The sequence below is a fragment of the Quadrisphaera sp. INWT6 genome (assembly GCF_015390235.1).
Taxonomy (GTDB): domain Bacteria; phylum Actinomycetota; class Actinomycetes; order Actinomycetales; family Quadrisphaeraceae; genus Quadrisphaera.
The window spans coordinates 69884-87082 of record NZ_VUOH01000005.1; the positions used below are offsets into that span (position 1 = coordinate 69884).

12 protein-coding genes, 1 other RNA gene and 1 pseudogene are annotated in these 17199 nt (G+C 75.8%); 4 read left to right on the top strand and 10 right to left on the bottom strand.

The genetic code is table 11. The features are described from left to right. Positions 1–4: 4 nt before the first annotated feature. The 3 genes from F1641_RS15245 to F1641_RS15255 are packed head-to-tail and all read right to left on the bottom strand — an operon-like array spanning position 5 to position 4265. Entirely contained in the window at positions 5–934 is a 930-nt protein-coding gene (locus F1641_RS15245; protein WP_194907070.1) for a carbohydrate ABC transporter permease, read from the bottom strand. Further along, the gene (locus tag F1641_RS15250) at positions 931–2244 is read right to left on the bottom strand and encodes an extracellular solute-binding protein (RefSeq protein ID WP_194907072.1); all 1314 of its coding nucleotides are present in this window, start codon (positions 2242–2244) and stop codon (positions 931–933) included. Before F1641_RS15250 ends, F1641_RS15245 begins: the two co-directional genes overlap by 4 nt. A 53-nt stretch (positions 2245–2297) precedes the next feature. Further along, positions 2298–4265, bottom strand: a complete 1968-nt coding sequence (locus F1641_RS15255; RefSeq protein WP_194907074.1) for a glycoside hydrolase family 127 protein — start codon at positions 4263–4265, stop codon at positions 2298–2300. Positions 4266–4419: 154 nt separating this feature from the next. On the opposite strand from F1641_RS15255, the gene F1641_RS15260 reads away from it, so the two are divergent. Further along, complete coding sequence (locus F1641_RS15260; RefSeq protein ID WP_194907076.1) at positions 4420–5454, top strand: LacI family DNA-binding transcriptional regulator; 1035 nt, start codon at positions 4420–4422, stop codon at positions 5452–5454. Positions 5455–5486: 32 nt separating this feature from the next. Here the strand turns inward: F1641_RS15260 and F1641_RS15265 are convergent, their stop codons facing one another. From F1641_RS15265 to F1641_RS23980, 4 genes and pseudogenes are all read right to left on the bottom strand, one after another. Beyond that, complete coding sequence (locus F1641_RS15265) at positions 5487–6155, bottom strand: vitamin K epoxide reductase family protein (RefSeq protein ID WP_194907078.1); 669 nt, start codon at positions 6153–6155, stop codon at positions 5487–5489. A gap of 7 nt (positions 6156–6162) precedes the next feature. Continuing rightward, positions 6163–6945 carry a thioredoxin domain-containing protein gene (locus F1641_RS15270; RefSeq protein ID WP_194907080.1) on the bottom strand — a complete coding sequence of 261 codons (783 nt, stop codon included), beginning with the start codon at positions 6943–6945 and terminating at the stop codon, positions 6163–6165. Positions 6946–7057: 112 nt separating this feature from the next. Beyond that, a complete protein-coding gene (locus tag F1641_RS15275; RefSeq protein ID WP_255514916.1) occupies positions 7058–8782 on the bottom strand; it encodes a serine/threonine-protein kinase in 1725 nt (574 codons plus the stop codon). 29 nt (positions 8783–8811) lie between these two features. Continuing rightward, a pseudogene (locus F1641_RS23980) lies at positions 8812–9285 on the bottom strand (protein kinase); the annotation flags it as partial. A 100-nt stretch (positions 9286–9385) separates the two neighbouring features. Here F1641_RS23980 and otsA point away from each other — a divergent pair. The 3 genes from otsA (at position 9386) to F1641_RS15290 (ending at position 12896) form a co-directional block, all read left to right on the top strand. Next, on the top strand, positions 9386–10852 hold the full coding sequence (gene otsA / locus F1641_RS15280; RefSeq protein WP_194907082.1) for an alpha,alpha-trehalose-phosphate synthase (UDP-forming): 1467 nt from the start codon (positions 9386–9388) through the stop codon (positions 10850–10852). Positions 10853–10942: 90 nt separating this feature from the next. Beyond that, positions 10943–11665 carry a trehalose-phosphatase gene (gene otsB / locus F1641_RS15285; protein ID WP_206691292.1) on the top strand — a complete coding sequence of 241 codons (723 nt, stop codon included), beginning with the start codon at positions 10943–10945 and terminating at the stop codon, positions 11663–11665. A 157-nt stretch (positions 11666–11822) separates the two neighbouring features. Continuing rightward, positions 11823–12896, top strand: coding sequence for an ABC transporter ATP-binding protein (locus F1641_RS15290; protein WP_194907084.1), 1074 nt, complete (start codon positions 11823–11825; stop codon positions 12894–12896). A 508-nt stretch (positions 12897–13404) separates the two neighbouring features. On the opposite strand, the gene recR is transcribed toward F1641_RS15290, so the two are convergent. The 3 genes from recR to ffs form a co-directional block, all read right to left on the bottom strand. After that, entirely contained in the window at positions 13405–14004 is a 600-nt protein-coding gene (gene recR / locus F1641_RS15295) for a recombination mediator RecR (protein WP_194907087.1), read from the bottom strand. 1029 nt (positions 14005–15033) lie between these two features. Continuing rightward, positions 15034–16998, bottom strand: a complete 1965-nt coding sequence (locus F1641_RS15300; protein ID WP_206691293.1) for a DNA polymerase III subunit gamma and tau — start codon at positions 16996–16998, stop codon at positions 15034–15036. 88 nt (positions 16999–17086) lie between these two features. After that, positions 17087–17183: signal recognition particle sRNA small type (gene ffs, locus F1641_RS15305), an RNA gene on the bottom strand. Between the last annotated feature and the right edge of the window lie 16 nt (positions 17184–17199).

Below are 17199 nucleotides of genomic sequence, written 5' to 3' on the forward strand. Positions count from 1 at the left end.
GGCCTCAGTCCTTCTCGCGGAGCAGCCAGAACTGGGCGGCGGTCACGAGGGCGACCACCAGCACCAGCACCAGGGACAGCGCCGTCGCCGACCCGACCTGGAGCTGCACGAACGCGCGGTTGTAGATGGCGAGCACCACCGGCGTGGTGTCGGTCCCGGGCCCGCCCTGGGTGAGGATGAAGAACTGCGAGAAGGCCAGGAACGAGCCGATCACCGAGAGGATCAGGCTCATCGCGATCGGCCGCCGCAGCATGGGCAGGGTGATGCTGCGCTCGCGCTGCCACCACGTGGCGCCGTCGACCTCCGCCGACTCGTGGACCTCCCGCGGCACGGCCTGCATGCCGGCCAGCAGCAGCACCATGGTCAGCCCCGAGACGCCCCACACCACCAGCAGGCTGATCAGCACGGTGGCCAGGGGTCCGGAGGTGAACCACGCGGTCTGCCCGTCGGTGATCCCGAGGCCCTGGAGCACCAGGTTCACCGCGCCGCTGCCGGGCTGCGCCTCGAGCACCAGCAGGAAGCTGAGCGTCGAGAGCCCGATGACGTAGGGGAGGAAGAACAGGGTGCGCAGCACCGTCGAGCCGCGGCGGTTCGCCCGCACCACCACCGCCATCAGGTAGCCGACCAGCAGGATCGGCCCGGTGACGATCGCCGTGTAGAGGAGCGTGTAGCCGACGGCCTTCCAGAACGCGGTGTCGCCGGGGATGGCCGCGAAGTTCTCCAGCCCGATGAAGCGGAAGGCGCCGACCAGGGGCCAGTTGGTGAAGGAGATGCCGATCGCGAAGACGAACGGCACCAGCACGAAGACGACGATGAACGCGAGCGCCGGCAGCACCAGCAGCAGGCCCGTCGACGAGCGGTGCGTGATGGTGCCGTAGCGGCGGCTGGCCCGGGTGGCCGAGGGGGTCCCGGCGCGAGGGGTCGTGGCGCTCATCGCTGGGCCTGCTCGAGGACGCGGTCGTAGCGGGCCTGCGCGGAGGCCATCGCCCCGTCGACGTCGCCGTCGAAGACCGCCCGGCGGAACATCTCGAAGTAGGGGCTGTCGGGCTGGTTGTAGAGCAGGTTGTACGACAGCGTCCGCGGGGCGTAGCCGGTGTCGATCTGCTCCAGCGGGGCCACGGCCAGCGGGTAGGTGGCCCGGTACTCGTCGGTGGCGGCGTCGGACCGCACGGGGAAGTACCCGCCGGCCGGGAGCTTCGACTGCTGCTCCACCTCGAGGGCGAACTTCGTGAACTCCCACGCCGCCGAGGCGTTCTGCGCGCCGCGGGGGATGCAGAGGTTGTCGCCGCCGGTGAAGAAGGCCGAGCCGCCGGTCGGGCCCGGGAGCAGCGAGACGCCGGTGCGGGAGGTGACGGCCTCATCCTGGCCCATGACCGCGGCGAAGTAGTTGCCGGGCAGCAGGCCGACGGTGCCGGCGGTGAAGTCGGACCCCCAGCTGGTGCCGGTGTCGGAGAAGTTCCCCGGCGGCATGAGGCCCTCCGCCCACATCGTGCGGTGGTGGTCTAGGACGGCCCGCAGGGCCTGGTTGCCCTCCACGGCGCCGCGCTGCGACCCCACCTCGCCGGTGATCACGTCGGTGCCGGCGGCCCAGGTGTGCGGCTGGGTGACGAAGCCGATGATCCCCGAGGCGTTCGCGGCCAGCGACCAGCCGTAGGTGTCGGCGCCCAGCTCCCGGACGGCGCGGGCGGCGTCGAGGCACCCGGGCAGGGTGGTCAGCGCGGTGGCCGGGTCGACGCCGGCGCGGTCCATGAGCTCGGCGTTGTGCCAGAGCACGGAGTTGTCGGCGAGGAACGGCAGCCCGTAGACGCGGTCGTCCAGGGTCGACAGGTCCAGCTGGCCGGGGCTGAGGCGCTCGCGCCCGGGCAGCTGGGCCACCAGGTCCGTCAGGTCGGTGAAGACGTCGCGGACGATGAACAGGATCGTGTCGATGTCGTTCATCGCCAGCAGGTCGGGCACCGCGCGGGCGCGGATCGCCGTCGCCAGCTTGGTGACGTACTGCGTGCCGAGCACCGGCGTCAGCTCGACCCGGATGCGGTCCTGGCTGGCGTGGAAGGCGTCGACCACCGCCTGCGTGCCGGTCTGGGTGTCGGAGCGGGCCCACAGGCGCAGCACGCCCGTGGCCTCCTCCCCGAAGCCCGCCGCGGCGGTGTCGGGCGCCGGGAGCACCCCGCTGCCGCAGCTCGCCAGCAGCGGGGCCACCCCCGCGAGGCCCGCCAGGGCCAGGAACTCCCGTCTCGAGCGCACCGTCGCGCCCCCTCCCCGTCCGTCGTCCACCCGCGCCCCCCGCGGGTGGTCCTTCAGCTGGTCGGCAGCCAGACCCGCATCGGGCCGACGCCGCGGTTCGCCCAGACCGCGTAGGGCACGGCCGTGAGCTCGACGTCCTCCCCCGCGGCGGGCTGCGCGTCGCCCGCGGGCAGCCAGGTGGCGCCGCCGGCCTCGTGGCCGCCGGAGCGCCCGCGCAGGTGCAGCAGCACCACGCCGCCCAGGGCGTCGGTGCGCTCCTCGGTGACGGGCGCGCCGGTGTCGACGACGACGTCGTCGACCACGACCCCCTCGGGCTGGTCGGCCTGCTCGAGGGCGTAGACGAGCGGGCCGCGCTCCAGGGCCACGGCGCCGCGGGCGTCGTCGACCCGGCGGTCGGCCCGCGAGAGGCGGACCGCCATCGGCAGCTCGAGCTCGACCACGTCACCGACCGCCCAGGTGCGGGCGGCGCGGGCGTAGGCACCGGCGGGCGCCTCGTGCTGCTCACCGGCGACGGTCAGGGACGCGCCCCGGGCCCACCCCGGGACGCGCAGCGACAGGGTCCACTCCCCCGCCTCGCCGTCGACCTCGGCGACGCGCACGCGCACCGACCCCTCGCGGGGGTAGTCGGTCTCGACCTCGAGGCGGACCCGGGCGCCGCGCACCTCGGCGCTGACCGTGCTGGGCGCGTACAGGTGGAGCTGGACGCCGTCGTCGTCGGACGTGGCCAGGTAGCCGTCGAGGCTCGACCAGGTCCGCATGATGTTGGGGGGGCAGCAGGCGCAGAGGAACCAGCCGCGGCGCCCGTGGGCGGGGCTGCGGTTCTCGTTGGCGTGCGACCCGTCGCGGAACTGCAGCGGGTTGACGTAGAAGTACTCGTCACCGCTCAGCGAGACACCGGCGGGGAACCCGTTGTGCAGCATGCGCTCGGCGACGTCGGCGTACTTGGTCTCACCGGTGGCCAGCAGCATCCGCCACGCCCACTGGATCCCGCCGATGGCGGCGCAGGTCTCGGCGTAGGCGCGGTCGCTGGGCAGCTCGTAGGGGTCGCCGAAGGCCTCCATGTCCCAGCGCGAGCCGAGCCCGCCGGTGATGTAGGTCTTGGTGGCCAGCATGTGGTCGAACTGCCGGCCCAGGGCGGCGAGGAGCTCGGCGTCGCCGGTCTCGGTGGCGACGTCGGCCGCGCCCGCGGTCAGGTAGACGGCGCGCACGGCGTGGCCCTCGACCGTGGTCGCCTCGCGGACCCGCACGCGGTCGGAGAAGTACGTGGGCTCCTTGCCGTGGCCCTCGATGATGCCCGTGCCGCGGGCCTCCACCATCCAGCTGGCCAGCTCGAGGTAGCGGCGCTCGCCGGTCTCGCGGAACAGCTCGACCAGGCCCATCTCGACCACGGGGTGGCCGTCGACGTCGCGGCGCTGGCCCTCGCCGTCGCCGAAGGTGGCGTCGAGGTGGTCGGCCAGCTTCACGGCGACCTCGAGCAGGCCCTTCTCGCCGGTGGCGCGGGAGACGGCGACGGCGGCCTGGAAGAGGTGGCCAGCGCAGTACATCTCGTGGCTCCACGGCAGGTCGGAGTACCGGCCGCGGGGCCCGAGGGACCCGTCCTGCTCCTGCACCACCGAGTCGAGGTAGCCGTCCTCGGCCTGGGCGGCCGCCACCTCGGCGGTCAGCTCGCGGATCCACCCGAGCAGCTGGTCGCTGGGCTCGCGGCCGAACTCCCACGCGGCGGCCTCGAGCCACTTGTAGACGTCGGAGTCCATGAAGATCGGACCGGTGATCGCTGCCCCCTCGGGGGCGCTGCCCGCGGCGATGCGCAGGTTGGTGAGGTTGCCGGCGCTCTCGAGGCGCTCGCGGCCGGTGGGGATGGCGTTCTCGCGGTTGGCGCGCTGGCGGTCGGCCCACCAGCCGCCGGTGATGCGCGCGGCCCCCGGGGCCAGCGGGCGCAGGGGCGTGGTGCCGGGCGTCGGGGCGGCCGGGCCGGCGGTCGGCGCGGCCTGCGCGGCGGGGGCGGAGGTGGTGCTCGTCATGGGGGGCTCCATCGGTCGCGGCGGTGCGGGAGGAACACGATTTCCTGAACCGTAGACCGCAAGAGCGCATGGTCACAACTGGTCTCGGGACCTCAGCGCTTGGTAGGTTCCGGAAAACTCGGAACGCCGCTGGTGGCGTGCGGAGGAGGTCGGCGTGGCAGCAGGACCGGGCGGCGGAGCGTCACGCGGCGCGCCGCGCATCGTCGACGTCGCCGCCCTCGCGGGCGTCTCGCCCGGCACCGCGTCGAAGGCCCTCAACGGCACCGGGCAGCTGCGCCAGCAGACCGTCGACCGCGTGCGGGCAGCCGCAGACCAGCTGGGCTTCACCCCCGACGGCGCGGGGCGCACCCTGCGCTCGGGGCGCAGCTTCATCGTCGGGGTCATCACCACCGACAGCGTCGGCAGGTTCACCCTGCCCGTGCTGCTCGGCGCCGAGGACGCGCTCGGCGCCGGTGACATGGCGCTGCTCCTGTGCGACACCCGCGACGACCCGGTGCGCGAGCAGCACCACCTGCGCAAGCTCGCGGCCCGCCGGGTCGACGGGATCCTCGTGACGGGACGGCGCACCGACCCCCGGCCGCCGCTGGGGCCGCTGGCCCCCGGAGTGCCGGTCGTCCACGCCTTCCAGCCGTCGGCGCGCCCGGGCGACACCAGCGTCGTCGTCGACGACGCGGGCGGCGCCGCCGAGGCCGCCCGCCACCTGCTCGACCTGGGCCGGCGGCGCATCGCGCACGTGACCGGGTGGCGCGAGCACCACAGCGCCAGCGCCCGGGCCTCCGCGGTGGTCGAGGCCCTCGGGGGGCCCGGTGCAGGGGTGCTGGCCGGGGAGCCCCTCTTCGGGGAGTGGACCGAGCAGTGGGGGCGCCAGGCGGTCGACGTGCTGCTGGCCCGCCACCCCGACCTCGACGGCATCACCTGCGGCAGCGACCAGGTGGCGCGCGGGGTCTGCGACCGCCTGCGCGAGCTGGGGCGCTCGGTGCCCGGTGACGTGGCGGTCACCGGTGTCGACGACTGGGAGGTCATGGCCCTGGCCAGCCGCCCGCCGCTGACCACGGTCGACCTGCGGCTGCAGGAGGTGGGACGCACCGCGGCGCGGCTGCTCCTGGACGCCGTGGAGGGCCGCCCCGTGCCGGAGCGCACGGTGGTGCCGTCGCGGCTGGTGCTGCGCGCCTCGACGCTCGGCGCCTAGCCCGCTCGGCGGGCCGGGCCCTCGGAGACCGGTCAGACGAGCGCGACCCACTGGCTCCAGAACGCCTGCCCGATGAGCAGGACGACGACGGCGTACGAGACCACCGTCAGGAGCAGGCGGTACTCGACGAGTCCCGCCACCAGCCGGCGGGCCCCCTCGGGCACCGGGACCACACCCCGGTCGAGGCTGTCGACGGTCGTGGTCCAGAACATCGGGATCACCACCGCCCAGGCGACCATGCAGTACGGGCACAGGGCGCCGATGACGTACAGGCTCTGGCTGATCAGCCAGGCGATGAACACGAAGCCCAGGGTGATGCCCACCTGCCAGCCCAGCCGCACCCAGCGCGGCAGCGGCGTGCGCGAGAGCAGCAGCACGCCCAGCGTCGTGGCGACCGTGAACGCGGCGATGCCGATGAGCGGGTTCGGGAAGCCGAACAGCCGCGCCTGCCACGTGGTCATGACCGACCCGCAGGAGATGAACGGGTTGATGTCGCACGAGAGCGCGGCGGTGGGGTCTCCCGCGAGCTTGATGCGCTCGACGGTCAGGGTGAAGGCGGCGAGGAAGCCGATCACCCCGCCGACGACCAGGAGCAGCCCGAGGCGGCGCTGCGGCACCGGGTCGGCGGAGATCGTCCGCTCGCCCGCGGCGCCACCGTTCGGCGCGGGGGGCGCCGGCGGCCTCAGGCTGCCCGTGGCCATCAGGCGCTCACGCCGAGGGCGGTGGCGAGCTGGTCCTGCGAGGGGGCGTTGACGGTCGCGCCGTCAGCGCCGGTGAGCAGCTTCCCGTCGACGAGCACGGTGGGCGTGCCACCGACCGTCCGGGTGCCGGAGGCGTCCGTGAGGTCGAACGCGGCGTCGTTCTTCTGCTGCACGAAGTCCTCGTACGGCCGGCTGGCGATGCAGGGGCCGACGTCGGCGCCCGCCGACTGCGCGATGGAGATGAGCCTGCTGTCGGTGAGGCCGCCGGCCCCTCCTCCGGCTGCTCCAGGTACATCGCGGTGTTGAACTTGTAGAAGTCAGCGCCGTTCGGCACCTCCCCCGCCACGCAGTACGCGGCGTTGGCGGCGCGGGTGGAGTAGTCCTGCCGGAGCCGCTGGTCCAGGAAGTTCAGCGGTCGGTAGTCGAGCTTCACCGTGCCGGCCTGCACCTGCTCGTCGAGCCACGGGCCGACGGCCGCCTCGTACTGCTTGCAGACCGGGCACTGGTAGTCCTGGAAGATCGTCACGGTGTGCGGCGCGCTCGCCTGGCCCACCTCGATGCCGCCGTCGGCGGTGACGCCCGGCGGGGTGGCGCTGGCGTCGGCGCTGCCGCCGCTGCGGGTGATGGCGAGCGCCACGAACCCGATGACGAGCACGACGGCGACGACGCCGGCGCTGATGGCGAGCACGCGGTTGCGGCGCTTCTTGCGGGCCTCGAGCTCGCGCATCTGGCGCGACTTCTCACGGGCCGCCTCGCGGCGGGCGTCCTTGGTGCTGGGCCGGTCGGGCACGGGGGGTCCTCCAGGGATCAGGGCGACCACCAGGGTAAGCGCCGCTCTGCGCCGCCCCCGGCCGTCGTGACCGGTGTGTGACCGGCTTCGCAGGCCGCTCCCAGCCGTCCGGTCAGCCCAGCCCGAACGGCGCCTGCACCAGGGGGGCCCAGTCGGGCTGGCCGCCGGCCGAGACCACCACGAGCACGCACGCGAGCAGCAGCAGGGCCAGCACGGCCACCGCGACCAGGCTCGACGTGCGTCCCGGGAGCGCGCCGCGCGCCGCGGTGCGGGTGCCGCGGCGCAGCGACCGGCTGCCGGGGCCCCACCAGGCGGTGACCGTGCCCACGAGCACGGCGGCGGCCAGCGGCAGCGCCTGCCCCGGCACCGGCGTGCTCTGAGGGGCGATGGCCCAGCCGACGAGGAACGCCGTGCTCAGCGCCATCGCCGCCGGCAGGAGCAGGGCGGGCACCGACGCCAGCGCGGCGAGCAGCAGCTGGCCGGGCAGGGCGAACGCGACGACGGCGCCGTCGGACCGGCGCGGACCGCGCTCGTACCGGCGCCGCACCGAGGCGGCCACGGCGCGGTCGACGGTGCGGCCGAGCACGGCGGCCACCGCGACCCCCATCGCCGCCACCAGCGGGGCGACGGCGCCGAGGGCCACCGCCACGAGCAGCAGGAGCAGCAGGACGGCGCTGGTGGCGGGGCGCCCGCGGTCGGCCCGGACCGCGTCGTGGTCGCCGATCGGCGCGTACGGCGACGGGGGCTCGGGCGCCCGGCGCTGGTCGTGGTGGCGGTCGAGCTCGTGGTGCTGGTCGTGCGAGGGGTCGAGGTGGAGCTCGCGGCCGGCGGGGCGCAGCTGCTCGGTGGCGGGCTCGGGGCGCCGGGTCACGGGGCGGGGCTGCTCGTACGGGGAGCGGGGCTCGTGCAGCTCGGTGGGGGGCGCGGCGGCGGTCGGGCCGAACGCCTGCGTGCGGTCGTGGGAGCGGGGCTCGTGCAGCTCGGTGGGGGGCGCGGCGGCGGTCGGGCCGAACGCCTGCGTGCGGTCGTGGGAGCGGTCCGCCGGGTGCCCTGCGTGCCGCTGGCCGGCGCTCTCGCGCGGCTCCTCGGAGGGCAGGGCCCGGGTGCGCTCCACCGGCGCCGCCGCGAGCGCCGCCGTGGGGGCCGCGTCCGGCGTCGTCGCTCCGGAGGGCTCGGGCCACGGCACGGGTGCCGCCTCGGGCGGGGCGCCCGCCAGCGGGGCCGCGGCCTCGGGCAGCTGGACGGTGCCCTCCGCGGGGCGGTGGTGCAGCCCGGTCGGCGGCGGCGCGGCGTGCGGCGCCCCCTGCGGGGCGGCGGTGCGCGCGGGGAGCGCCGTGGTCCGCGCGCTGGAGGTCGGCGTGCCCGGCACCGGCCAGGCGCCGTCGGCGGCCCCGTCGGCGAGGGCCTGCACGGCCTGGCGCAGCCGGCGCGGCGGCGGCCGCAGGGCCGGGTCCGCCGACAGCGCCGCGGCGAGCAGCTCGACGAGGGGCTCGGGGGCGCCGGTCAGGTCGGCGGCGCCGCGCCGGACGCGCGAGAGCACGGCCTCGGTGGGGCCGCGGCCGAAGGGCGGGCGGCCGGTGGCGGCGAAGGCCAGCGTCGCGGCCCACCCCCACCAGTCGCCCGACGTGGCCACGGACGCGCCGTCGAGCACCTCCGGGGAGAGGTAGCCGGGGGTGCCCATGACCAGGCCGGCGCTGGTGAGGCGGACGTCGTCGGCGACCTGCGCGATCCCGAAGTCGATGACGACGGGCTCGCCGTCGGAGACGAGCACGTTGCCGGGCTTGAGGTCGCGGTGGACGACGCCGGCGGCGTGGATCGCCGCGAGCGCGTCGCCCAGGCCAGGCCGATGCGGCCCAGCGCGCGCCCGGTGAGGGGACCCTCCCGCTCGACCAGGACGTCGAGCGGGGGCGCGGGCACGAACTCGGTGACGACGTAGGGCTGCTCGGCGCTCGGGTCGGCGTCGAGCACCTCGGCGACGCGGGGCGAGCGGACCCGCTGGAGGGCGTCGACCTCGCGGGCCAGGCGGCTGCGCGCCGACGGGTCGGCGGCGACGTGGGGCCGCAGCACCTTGATGGCCACGGCGCGGCCGGCGGGGTCCAGGCCGAGGTGCACCACGCCCATGCCGCCGCCGCCGATGACCTGGAGCAGGCGGTAGGGGCCGAGGCGGCCGACGACGGAGGGGGTGGCGGGCGCTGCCTGCGGAGGGGTCCCCGCAGAGGTCGTGGCGTCCACCCGGCCACGGTACGCGGCAGCGGGCTCCCGCGTCGCTCCGCGCGCGCCGCGGCGGCTGAGGCGTCGCTGAGGAGTGCCGGGGAGGTGGTGGACCGGCGCGGGGGACACCGCGAGATCGCGGGCGGCCGGGGCCCCGCCTAGGGTCGACCCGGACGGTCGGCCCAGGTCTGGTCGGGTCGGTCGCCGGAGCTCGAGGAGATGGCGGCGCGTGACCGAGGGCGCTGGCGAGTACGACTTCGTGGTGGTGGCCAACCGCCTTCCCGTCGACCGCGTGGTCGCCGACGACGGCGAGGTGACCTGGCGGACCTCCCCCGGCGGCCTGGTGACGGCGCTGGAACCCGTGATGCGGCAGGCCGACGGCGCCTGGGTCGGCTGGAGCGGGGACGCCGGCGAGGCTCCGGAGCCCTTCGACACCGACGAGATGCGCCTGGTCCCGGTGCCGCTGTCGGAGGAGGAGGTCTCGACCTACTACGAGGGCTTCTCCAACGACACCCTGTGGCCGCTCTACCACGACGTCATCGCCGTCCCGACCTACCACCGCGCCTGGTGGGACGCGTACGTGCGGGTCAACCGGCGCTTCGCCGAGGCCGCGGCGGCGCAGGCCGCCCAGGGGGCCACGGTGTGGGTGCAGGACTACCAGCTGCAGCTGGTCCCGGCGGCGCTGCGCGAGCTGCGCCCCGACCTGAAGATCGGCTTCTTCAACCACATCCCCTTCCCGCCGTACGAGCTGTTCGCGCAGATGCCGTGGCGCCGCCAGGTGGTCGAGGGCCTGCTCGGCGCCGACCTGCTGGGCTTCCAGCGGCAGTCCGACGCGAACAACTTCCTGCGGGTGTGCCGCCGACTGCTGGGCATCGACAGCCGCCGCCACCGCATCACCGTCACGGACGAGGGCGGCGCGCAGCGCGAGGTGCACGCCGCGGCGTTCCCGATCTCGATCGACACCCCCGCGTTCGAGGAGCTCGCCGGTCGCGAGTCGGTGCAGTCTCGGGTGACGGAGGTGCGCTTCGAGCTCGGGGCGCCCCGCAAGCTGCTCCTCGGCGTCGACAGGCTCGACTACACCAAGGGGATCATGCACCGCCTCAAGGCGTACGGGGAGCTGCTGGACGACGGCGTCGTCGACCCCGAGGACACCGTCTTCGTGCAGGTGGCCACCCCCAGCCGCGAGCGGGTCGACAGCTACCGGCAGCTGCGCGACGAGATCGAGCTGGCGGTCGGGCGCATCAACGGCGAGCACGGCACCATCGGCCGCGCGGCCGTGCACTACCTGCACCACAACCAGCCGCGCGAGGAGATGTCGGCGCTGTACCAGGCCGCCGACGTGATGCTCGTGACGGCGCTGCGCGACGGCATGAACCTCGTGGCCAAGGAGTACGCGGCCTCCCGGCTCGACGAGCGCGGCGTGCTGGTGCTCAGCGAGTTCACCGGGGCCGCCGACGAGCTGAACGGCTCGCTGCTGGTCAACCCCCACGACATCTCCGGCCTGAAGCGCACCGTCGCCCAGGCGCTGCAGATGGACGAGAAGGAGCAGGCCCGCCGGATGCGCCAGCTGCGGCGACGGGTCCGCACCCACGACGTGACCCGCTGGGCGGAGCAGTTCCTCGCGGCGCTGGAGACCGGTCACGGCTCGGGCACCACCGTCTCCGAGCACGCGCAGGCGACGGCGGGGCAGTCGTGAGCGGCGCTGCCCCCGGCGACCTGCCCACCGGCCTGCCCGACGACCTGGCCGAGGCGCTGAACCGGCTGGCCGGGGCGGGGGTCGCTGCTGGTGGCGCTCGACTTCGACGGCGTCGTCGCGCCCATCGTCGAGAAGGCCGGCGCGGCCCGCGCGCTGCCCGCCTCGGCCGAGGCGGTCGAGGCCCTGGCGCGCGCCGACCGGGTGGCGGTGGCGCTGGTCAGCGGCCGGTCCATGGCCTCGCTGCGCGAGGTCAGCGGCCCTCCGGCCGGGGCCCTGCTGGTCGCCAGCCACGGCGCCGAGGGCGACGGCGTCCCCACCGACCTGACGCCCGAGCAGGCCTCCCTCCTGGAGCGGCTGGTCGGCGAGGTGACGGCCGTGGTCGAGGCCCACCCGGGCACCGAGGTGGAGCACAAGCCCGCCGGCGTGGTGCTGCACACGCGCCGCGCCCCCCGCGACGCCGCGGCGGCCTCCGCGCGGGCGGTGCTCGACGGCCCGGCGCGCCGGGACGGCGTGAAGGCCCTCGAGGGCAAGGAGGTCGTCGAGCTCAGCGTCGTCGACGCCGACAAGGGCCGCGCCCTCGTGGCCCTGCGCGACCGGCTCGCGGGCTCCTCCGGTGCGCGTCCCGCGGTGCTCTTCGTCGGTGACGACGTGACCGACGAGAACGGCTTCCGGGCCCTGGAGCCGGGCGCCGGGGACGTGGGCGTGAAGGTCGGCGACGGCGCCACGGCGGCGGGCTTCCGCGTCGGCACCCCCGAGGACGTGACGGCCCTGCTGCAGCGCCTCCTCGCGGATGTCCTGACAAGTCGGGGCTAGGGGGGTTTCGAGAACGCTTCCCGTGGTGCAAGATGTCGCTCGGACACCGGCGTCCGCAGCTGGTCGCCGGTAGCCCTCCACGTGGCCGCCGTTGGCCGCGGGGAGTCCCTCACTCGGATCGTCCGGCACGTTCCTGCCGGTGGGAGGACGCCTTCTCATGGCATCTGTGGTCTACGACAACGCGACCCGTCTGTACCCCGGTGGCGAGCGCCCCGCGGTCGACAAGCTGAACCTCGAGGTCGCGGACGGCGAGTTCCTCGTCCTCGTCGGCCCCTCGGGCTGCGGCAAGTCGACCTCGCTGCGCATGCTGGCCGGCCTGGAGGACGTGAACTCCGGCCGCATCCTCATCGGTGACCGCGACGTCACCGACGTGCAGCCCAAGGACCGCGACATCGCGATGGTGTTCCAGAACTACGCGCTGTACCCGCACATGACCGTCGCCGACAACATGGGCTTCGCCCTGAAGATCGCCGGTGTCAAGAAGGACGAGATCAAGACCCGCGTCGCCGAGGCCGCGAAGATCCTCGACCTCACCCAGTACCTCGAGCGCAAGCCGAAGGCCCTCTCGGGCGGTCAGCGCCAGCGCGTGGCCATGGGCCGCGCCATCGTGCGCCAGCCGCAGGTCTTCCTCATGGACGAGCCGCTGTCGAACCTGGACGCCAAGCTGCGCGTGCAGACCCGCACGCAGATCGCCCAGCTGCAGCGCCGCCTCGGCGTCACCACTGTCTACGTGACCCACGACCAGGTCGAGGCCATGACGATGGGTGACCGCGTGGCGGTCCTCAAGGACGGCCTGCTCATGCAGGTCGACAGCCCCCGCCGCATGTACGACCACCCGAACAACGTCTTCGTCGCCGGCTTCATCGGCTCCCCCGCCATGAACCTGCTGAACCTGGACGTCGTCGACGGCGGCGTGAAGTTCGGCTCCACCACGGTGCCGGTCCCCCGCGACACCCTCCAGGAGACCGGCTCGAACGTGACCCTGGGTGTTCGCCCCGAGGACCTCGACCTCGCTGACGACGGCCTGCCCGTCGAGGTCGACGTCGTCGAGGAGCTCGGCGCCGACGCGTACCTGTACGGCCGCGCCAAGCTGGGCTCGACCGAGCAGCAGATCATCGCCCGCGTCGACGGCCGCCGTCCTCCCCAGGCCGGCGCCACGGTGCGCGTGGTCCCCAAGGCGAACCACATCCACCTGTTCTCCTCGAAGGACGGGCAGCGCATCGGCGACTGAGCCCACCAGCTCAGCACCACAGCTCCACACCGGAGGGCGTCCCGCTGCGGCGGGGCGCCCTCCGGCGCGTCCGGGGCCGGCCGCTTCCGAGACGCCGAGCCCGGGCGTGCTGGTTCCCCCTTTCTGGCGCGGGGTGGCCCTGCGCCAGCAGGAGTGGCGCAGGGCCACCCCGTGCCATTCCGGGGATGGCGCAGATCACCCCACTCCTCGGCCTGCGGTCCCGGTCCGTGGAGGTCTCGGCGGTCGACTGGGTGGTCTGGCTCCCACTGGGTGGGGTGATGCCCGGCTCGAGGCCCTCATCCCGGGCAGGAAGTCACCCAGCGGGCACGAGACCACCCGCTCAGCCGCCGCCCGGGGCTCCGCCTCTCCACCACGAGCCCCCGCCGATGGCGCGGGGTGGCCCTGCGCCAGCAGGAGTGGTGCGGGGGCCACCCTGCGCCACTCCGGGAGTGGCGCAGACCGCCCCAGCGGGGTCGGAGCGGGCCGGGTGGCCGGGTCGGGGTGCTGCTCAGACGTCGAGCAGGCGGCGGCCCTCGAACGCGCGCCCGAGGGTGACCTCGTCGGCGTACTCCAGGTCACCGCCGACGGGCAGGCCCGAGGCCAGGCGCGTCACGCGCAGGCCCATGGGGCGCAGCATGCGCGCCAGGTAGGTGGCGGTGGCCTCGCCCTCGAGGTTCGGGTCGGTCGCGATGATGACCTCGGTGACCTCACCCGACGCCAGGCGCGTCAGCAGCTCGCGGACGCGCAGGTCGTCCGGGCCGACGCCCTCGATGGGGCTGATGGCGCCACCGAGCACGTGGTAGCGGCCGCGGTACTCGCGGGTGCGCTCGATGGCGACGACGTCCTTCGGCTCCTCGACGACGCACAGCGCGGTCGTGTCGCGGCGGGGGTCGCGGCAGATGCGGCACTGCTCGTCCTGGGCGACGTTGCCGCAGACGGTGCAGAAGCGGACGCGGCGCTTGACCTCGGTGAGCGCCGTCACCAGGCGGCCGACCTCGTCCTCGTCGGCCGCGAGCAGGTGGAACGCCAGCCGCTGGGCGCTCTTGGGCCCGACGCCGGGCAGCCGCCCGAGCTCGTCGATGAGGTCCTGGACCGCGCCTTCGTACACGCGTCGAGCCTACGTGCCACCTCCGACGGAGGCGGTCAGCTCCGCTCGTCGACCGACAGGACGCGTCCGCCCAGCACCCGCTCGACGACGGCGAGGCCGACCTGGCCCGAGCCCTCGGCGTCGGGGTCGTCGCGGCTGATCTCGTCGTCCGGCCGCGGGGCGCCGGGCGCCGGGCCGTCGGCTCCACCGGCACCCCCGCCGCCGACCGCTCGCGCACGCATGGCCGACCGCGCGAGGTCAGCACCGCGCAGGGGTCCGCTGTGGGGCGCTGGCGCGGGCCGCTCGGCGGGCGCGCTGGTGGCCGCCTGGGCCGGGGCAGCTGGTGCGGCCGGTGCGGCCGGTGCGGCGGGGCGCTGCACCGGCTCAGCGGACCTCGCGGCCGGCTGGTCCGCCGGAGGCGCGGCCTGGCGCGCGACCGGGGCCGCCTGCGCCGCCGCTGCTGGAGGCGCCGCAGGTCGAGAGGACCGCGAGGGGCCCTCGGCGGTCCACGGGTCGTCGAACTCCGGCGGCGGGGGCTCGCCGTCGTCCGGGGGCTCCGGCGGGGGGACGTCGTCCCACGGGGGCGGGGTCGCTCCGCGCTGGCGGGTGCGCTGGCGGGCGAGGGCCCCTCTGCCGGCGTCCTCGCCCCCGCGCGGGGCGGGAGCGCCCGCCGAGCGCGCCGCCGGTGCCTCCCGGGACTCGGGGCGCCGGGGGGTCTCCGCCGGCTCGGCCGCGGGTGCTGCGGGGTCGCCCGCGGCCGCACCGGTGCCCGTGGGGCCGGAGGGCTCACGGCCCTCCTCGCGGACGGGCCGCTCCCGGCCGGGCTGCTCGGCGGGCGCGCTGGGCGCCTCCGCCCGGCTCCGGGGGGCCTGCTCCGGTCGCTGCTGCTGCGACGGCTGCGGGGCGGGCTGCTGCGACGGCTGCGGGGCGGGCTGCGGGGCGGGCCGGGCGGGGGTGCCAGCAGCTCCCTGCGGCAGCGGCGCGCCCGCGTTGACGGCGACGACGACGCGGTCGAGGCCGAGGACGGCGATGAGCGACTCGCGGACGAAGTCAGCGTGGGGGCCGATGCTGAAGGCCTGGAGGGTGTTCGGGCGCGCGAACTGCAGGACCAGCCGCTGCTCGTCGACGTGCGCGACCTGGGCGTCCTGGCTGACGCGCGTCCAGGTTCGGCGCTTGACCGTGGCCAGGTGCTCGAGGACGTCGGGCCACATCCGGCGGACCGCCTCGGTGGTCTCGAGGCCGCCCGGGTCCTGCGCGGGCGGGCCGCCGACCGGGTCGGGCGACACGGGGACCGTGACCGGCGGTGCGTCGTCGCGGGCCTCGGGGCTCGGCGTGCTGGGGCGGTCGCCCCAGTCGTCGGCGTCGGCGGGGCCGGCCTCGGGCCGAGACGGGGTCGGCGGGGTCGACGGCGCCTGCTGGGGGCGCTCCTCGGCGCGCGCCGGCGTGCTCGGCTCGTCCCGGCCCTCCTGCTCGGCGGGGGCGCCTGCCGGCGGGTCCTGCGGTCCGACGTCCCCCGGGGGCGGGGCGGCAGCCGCGGTCGGCCGCTCCCGGGCGGCGGACGCCTCGGGCTCCCGAGGAGCCACCGGGGCCGCAGCGGGCGCCTCGGCGGGTGTCGGTGGCGGGAGCAGGCGCGGGGGGCGGTGCGGCGGGGGCGCCGACCGCCTCGGCGGGCGCCGACGGGTCGCGGCGGCGGGCCATCGCCTCGCGGACGTGCTGCGCGCCGCGCGACTCACCCTCCGCCGCTGAGGCGGGGGCGCCCTGCTCGACCCCGGCGGCCGCGGCGCCGGGCAGCGGCGCGGGCCGCTCGGCGCGCTGGGCGAAGGGGACCTCCCCCGCGGCCGGCACCTGGCCGGGCACCGACAGGCGGCGCTCGACCCTGTCGAGCCGGGCGGCCAGGCCGCGCTCGGCGTCGTCGGCGGCGGGCAGCAGGATCCGGGCGCAGAGCAGCTCGAGGTGCAGCCGCGGCGAGGTGGCGCCCGTCATCTCCGTCGAGGCGGCGTTGGCGAGGTCGGCCGCGCGCGAGAGCTGTGCGGCCCCGAAGCCCGCGGCCTGCAGCGCCATCCGCTCGAGCTGGTCGGACGGCAGCCCGGGGAAGACCTCCCGGGCGCGGTCTCCGAGCGCCAGCACCACGACCAGGTCGCGCAGGCGCTGGAGCAGGTCGTCGACGAAGCGGCGCGGGTCCTGGCCGGAGGAGATGACGCGGTCGACCACGTGGAAGACGGTGGCGCCGTCGCCCGCGGCGAAGGCAGCGGTGACGTCGTCCAGGAGGGTCGCGTGGGTGTACCCGAGCAGGGAGACGGCGCCCTCGTAGTCGATGCCGCCGTCGCCGGCGCCGGCGGCCAGCTGGTCGAGCACGGACAGCGAGTCGCGCACGGACCCGGCGCCGGCGCGCACCACGAGCGGCAGGACGCCGGTGCCGACGGCGACGCCCTCGGCGTCGCAGACCTGCTGGAGGTGGGCCTGCAGCACCTGCGGGGGCACGAGGCGGAACGGGTAGTGGTGGGTGCGGGAGCGGATGGTGCCCAGCACCTTGTCGGGCTCGGTGGTGGCGAAGAGGAAGACGATGTGGGGCGGGGGCTCCTCCACGATCTTCAGCAGGGCGTTGAAGCCCTGCGAGCTCACCATGTGGGCCTCGTCGATGATGAAGATCTTGAGCCGGTCGCGCGCGGGGGCGAAGGTGGCGCGCTCGCGCAGCTCGCGGGCGTCGTCGACGCCGCCGTGGCTGGCGGCGTCGATCTCGACGACGTCGAGGCTGCCCGGGCCCCCGCGCGCCAGCTCGACGCAGCTGTCGCAGGTGCCGCAGGGGGTGTCGGTGGGGCCCTGCGCGCAGTTCAGGCAGCGGGCCAGGATCCGCGCCGACGTGGTCTTGCCGCAGCCGCGGGGGCCGGAGAAGAGGTAGGCCTGGCCGACCCTGCCGGAGCGCAGCGCCGCGCGCAGCGGGTCGGTGACGTGCTCCTGCCCGATGACCTCGGCGAAGGTCTCCGGCCGGTAGCGGCGGTAGAGGGCGGTGGCCACGCCTGCATCCTCCCGGCTGGGTCCGACGGTCCGGGCCCGCGCCGGCCGCACCTGTGGACGGCGGCTGCTGTGCGGGCACGAGCGGGAAGGGAAGGACCCCTCGCGCACCCGCCAGAGCCCACCTGCCCTTGCTGCCTTCCGGCCCTGGGGGAGTTCAGCAGGGTGGCGCCGCACGAGGGGCCGGACACCACTGTAGCGCCC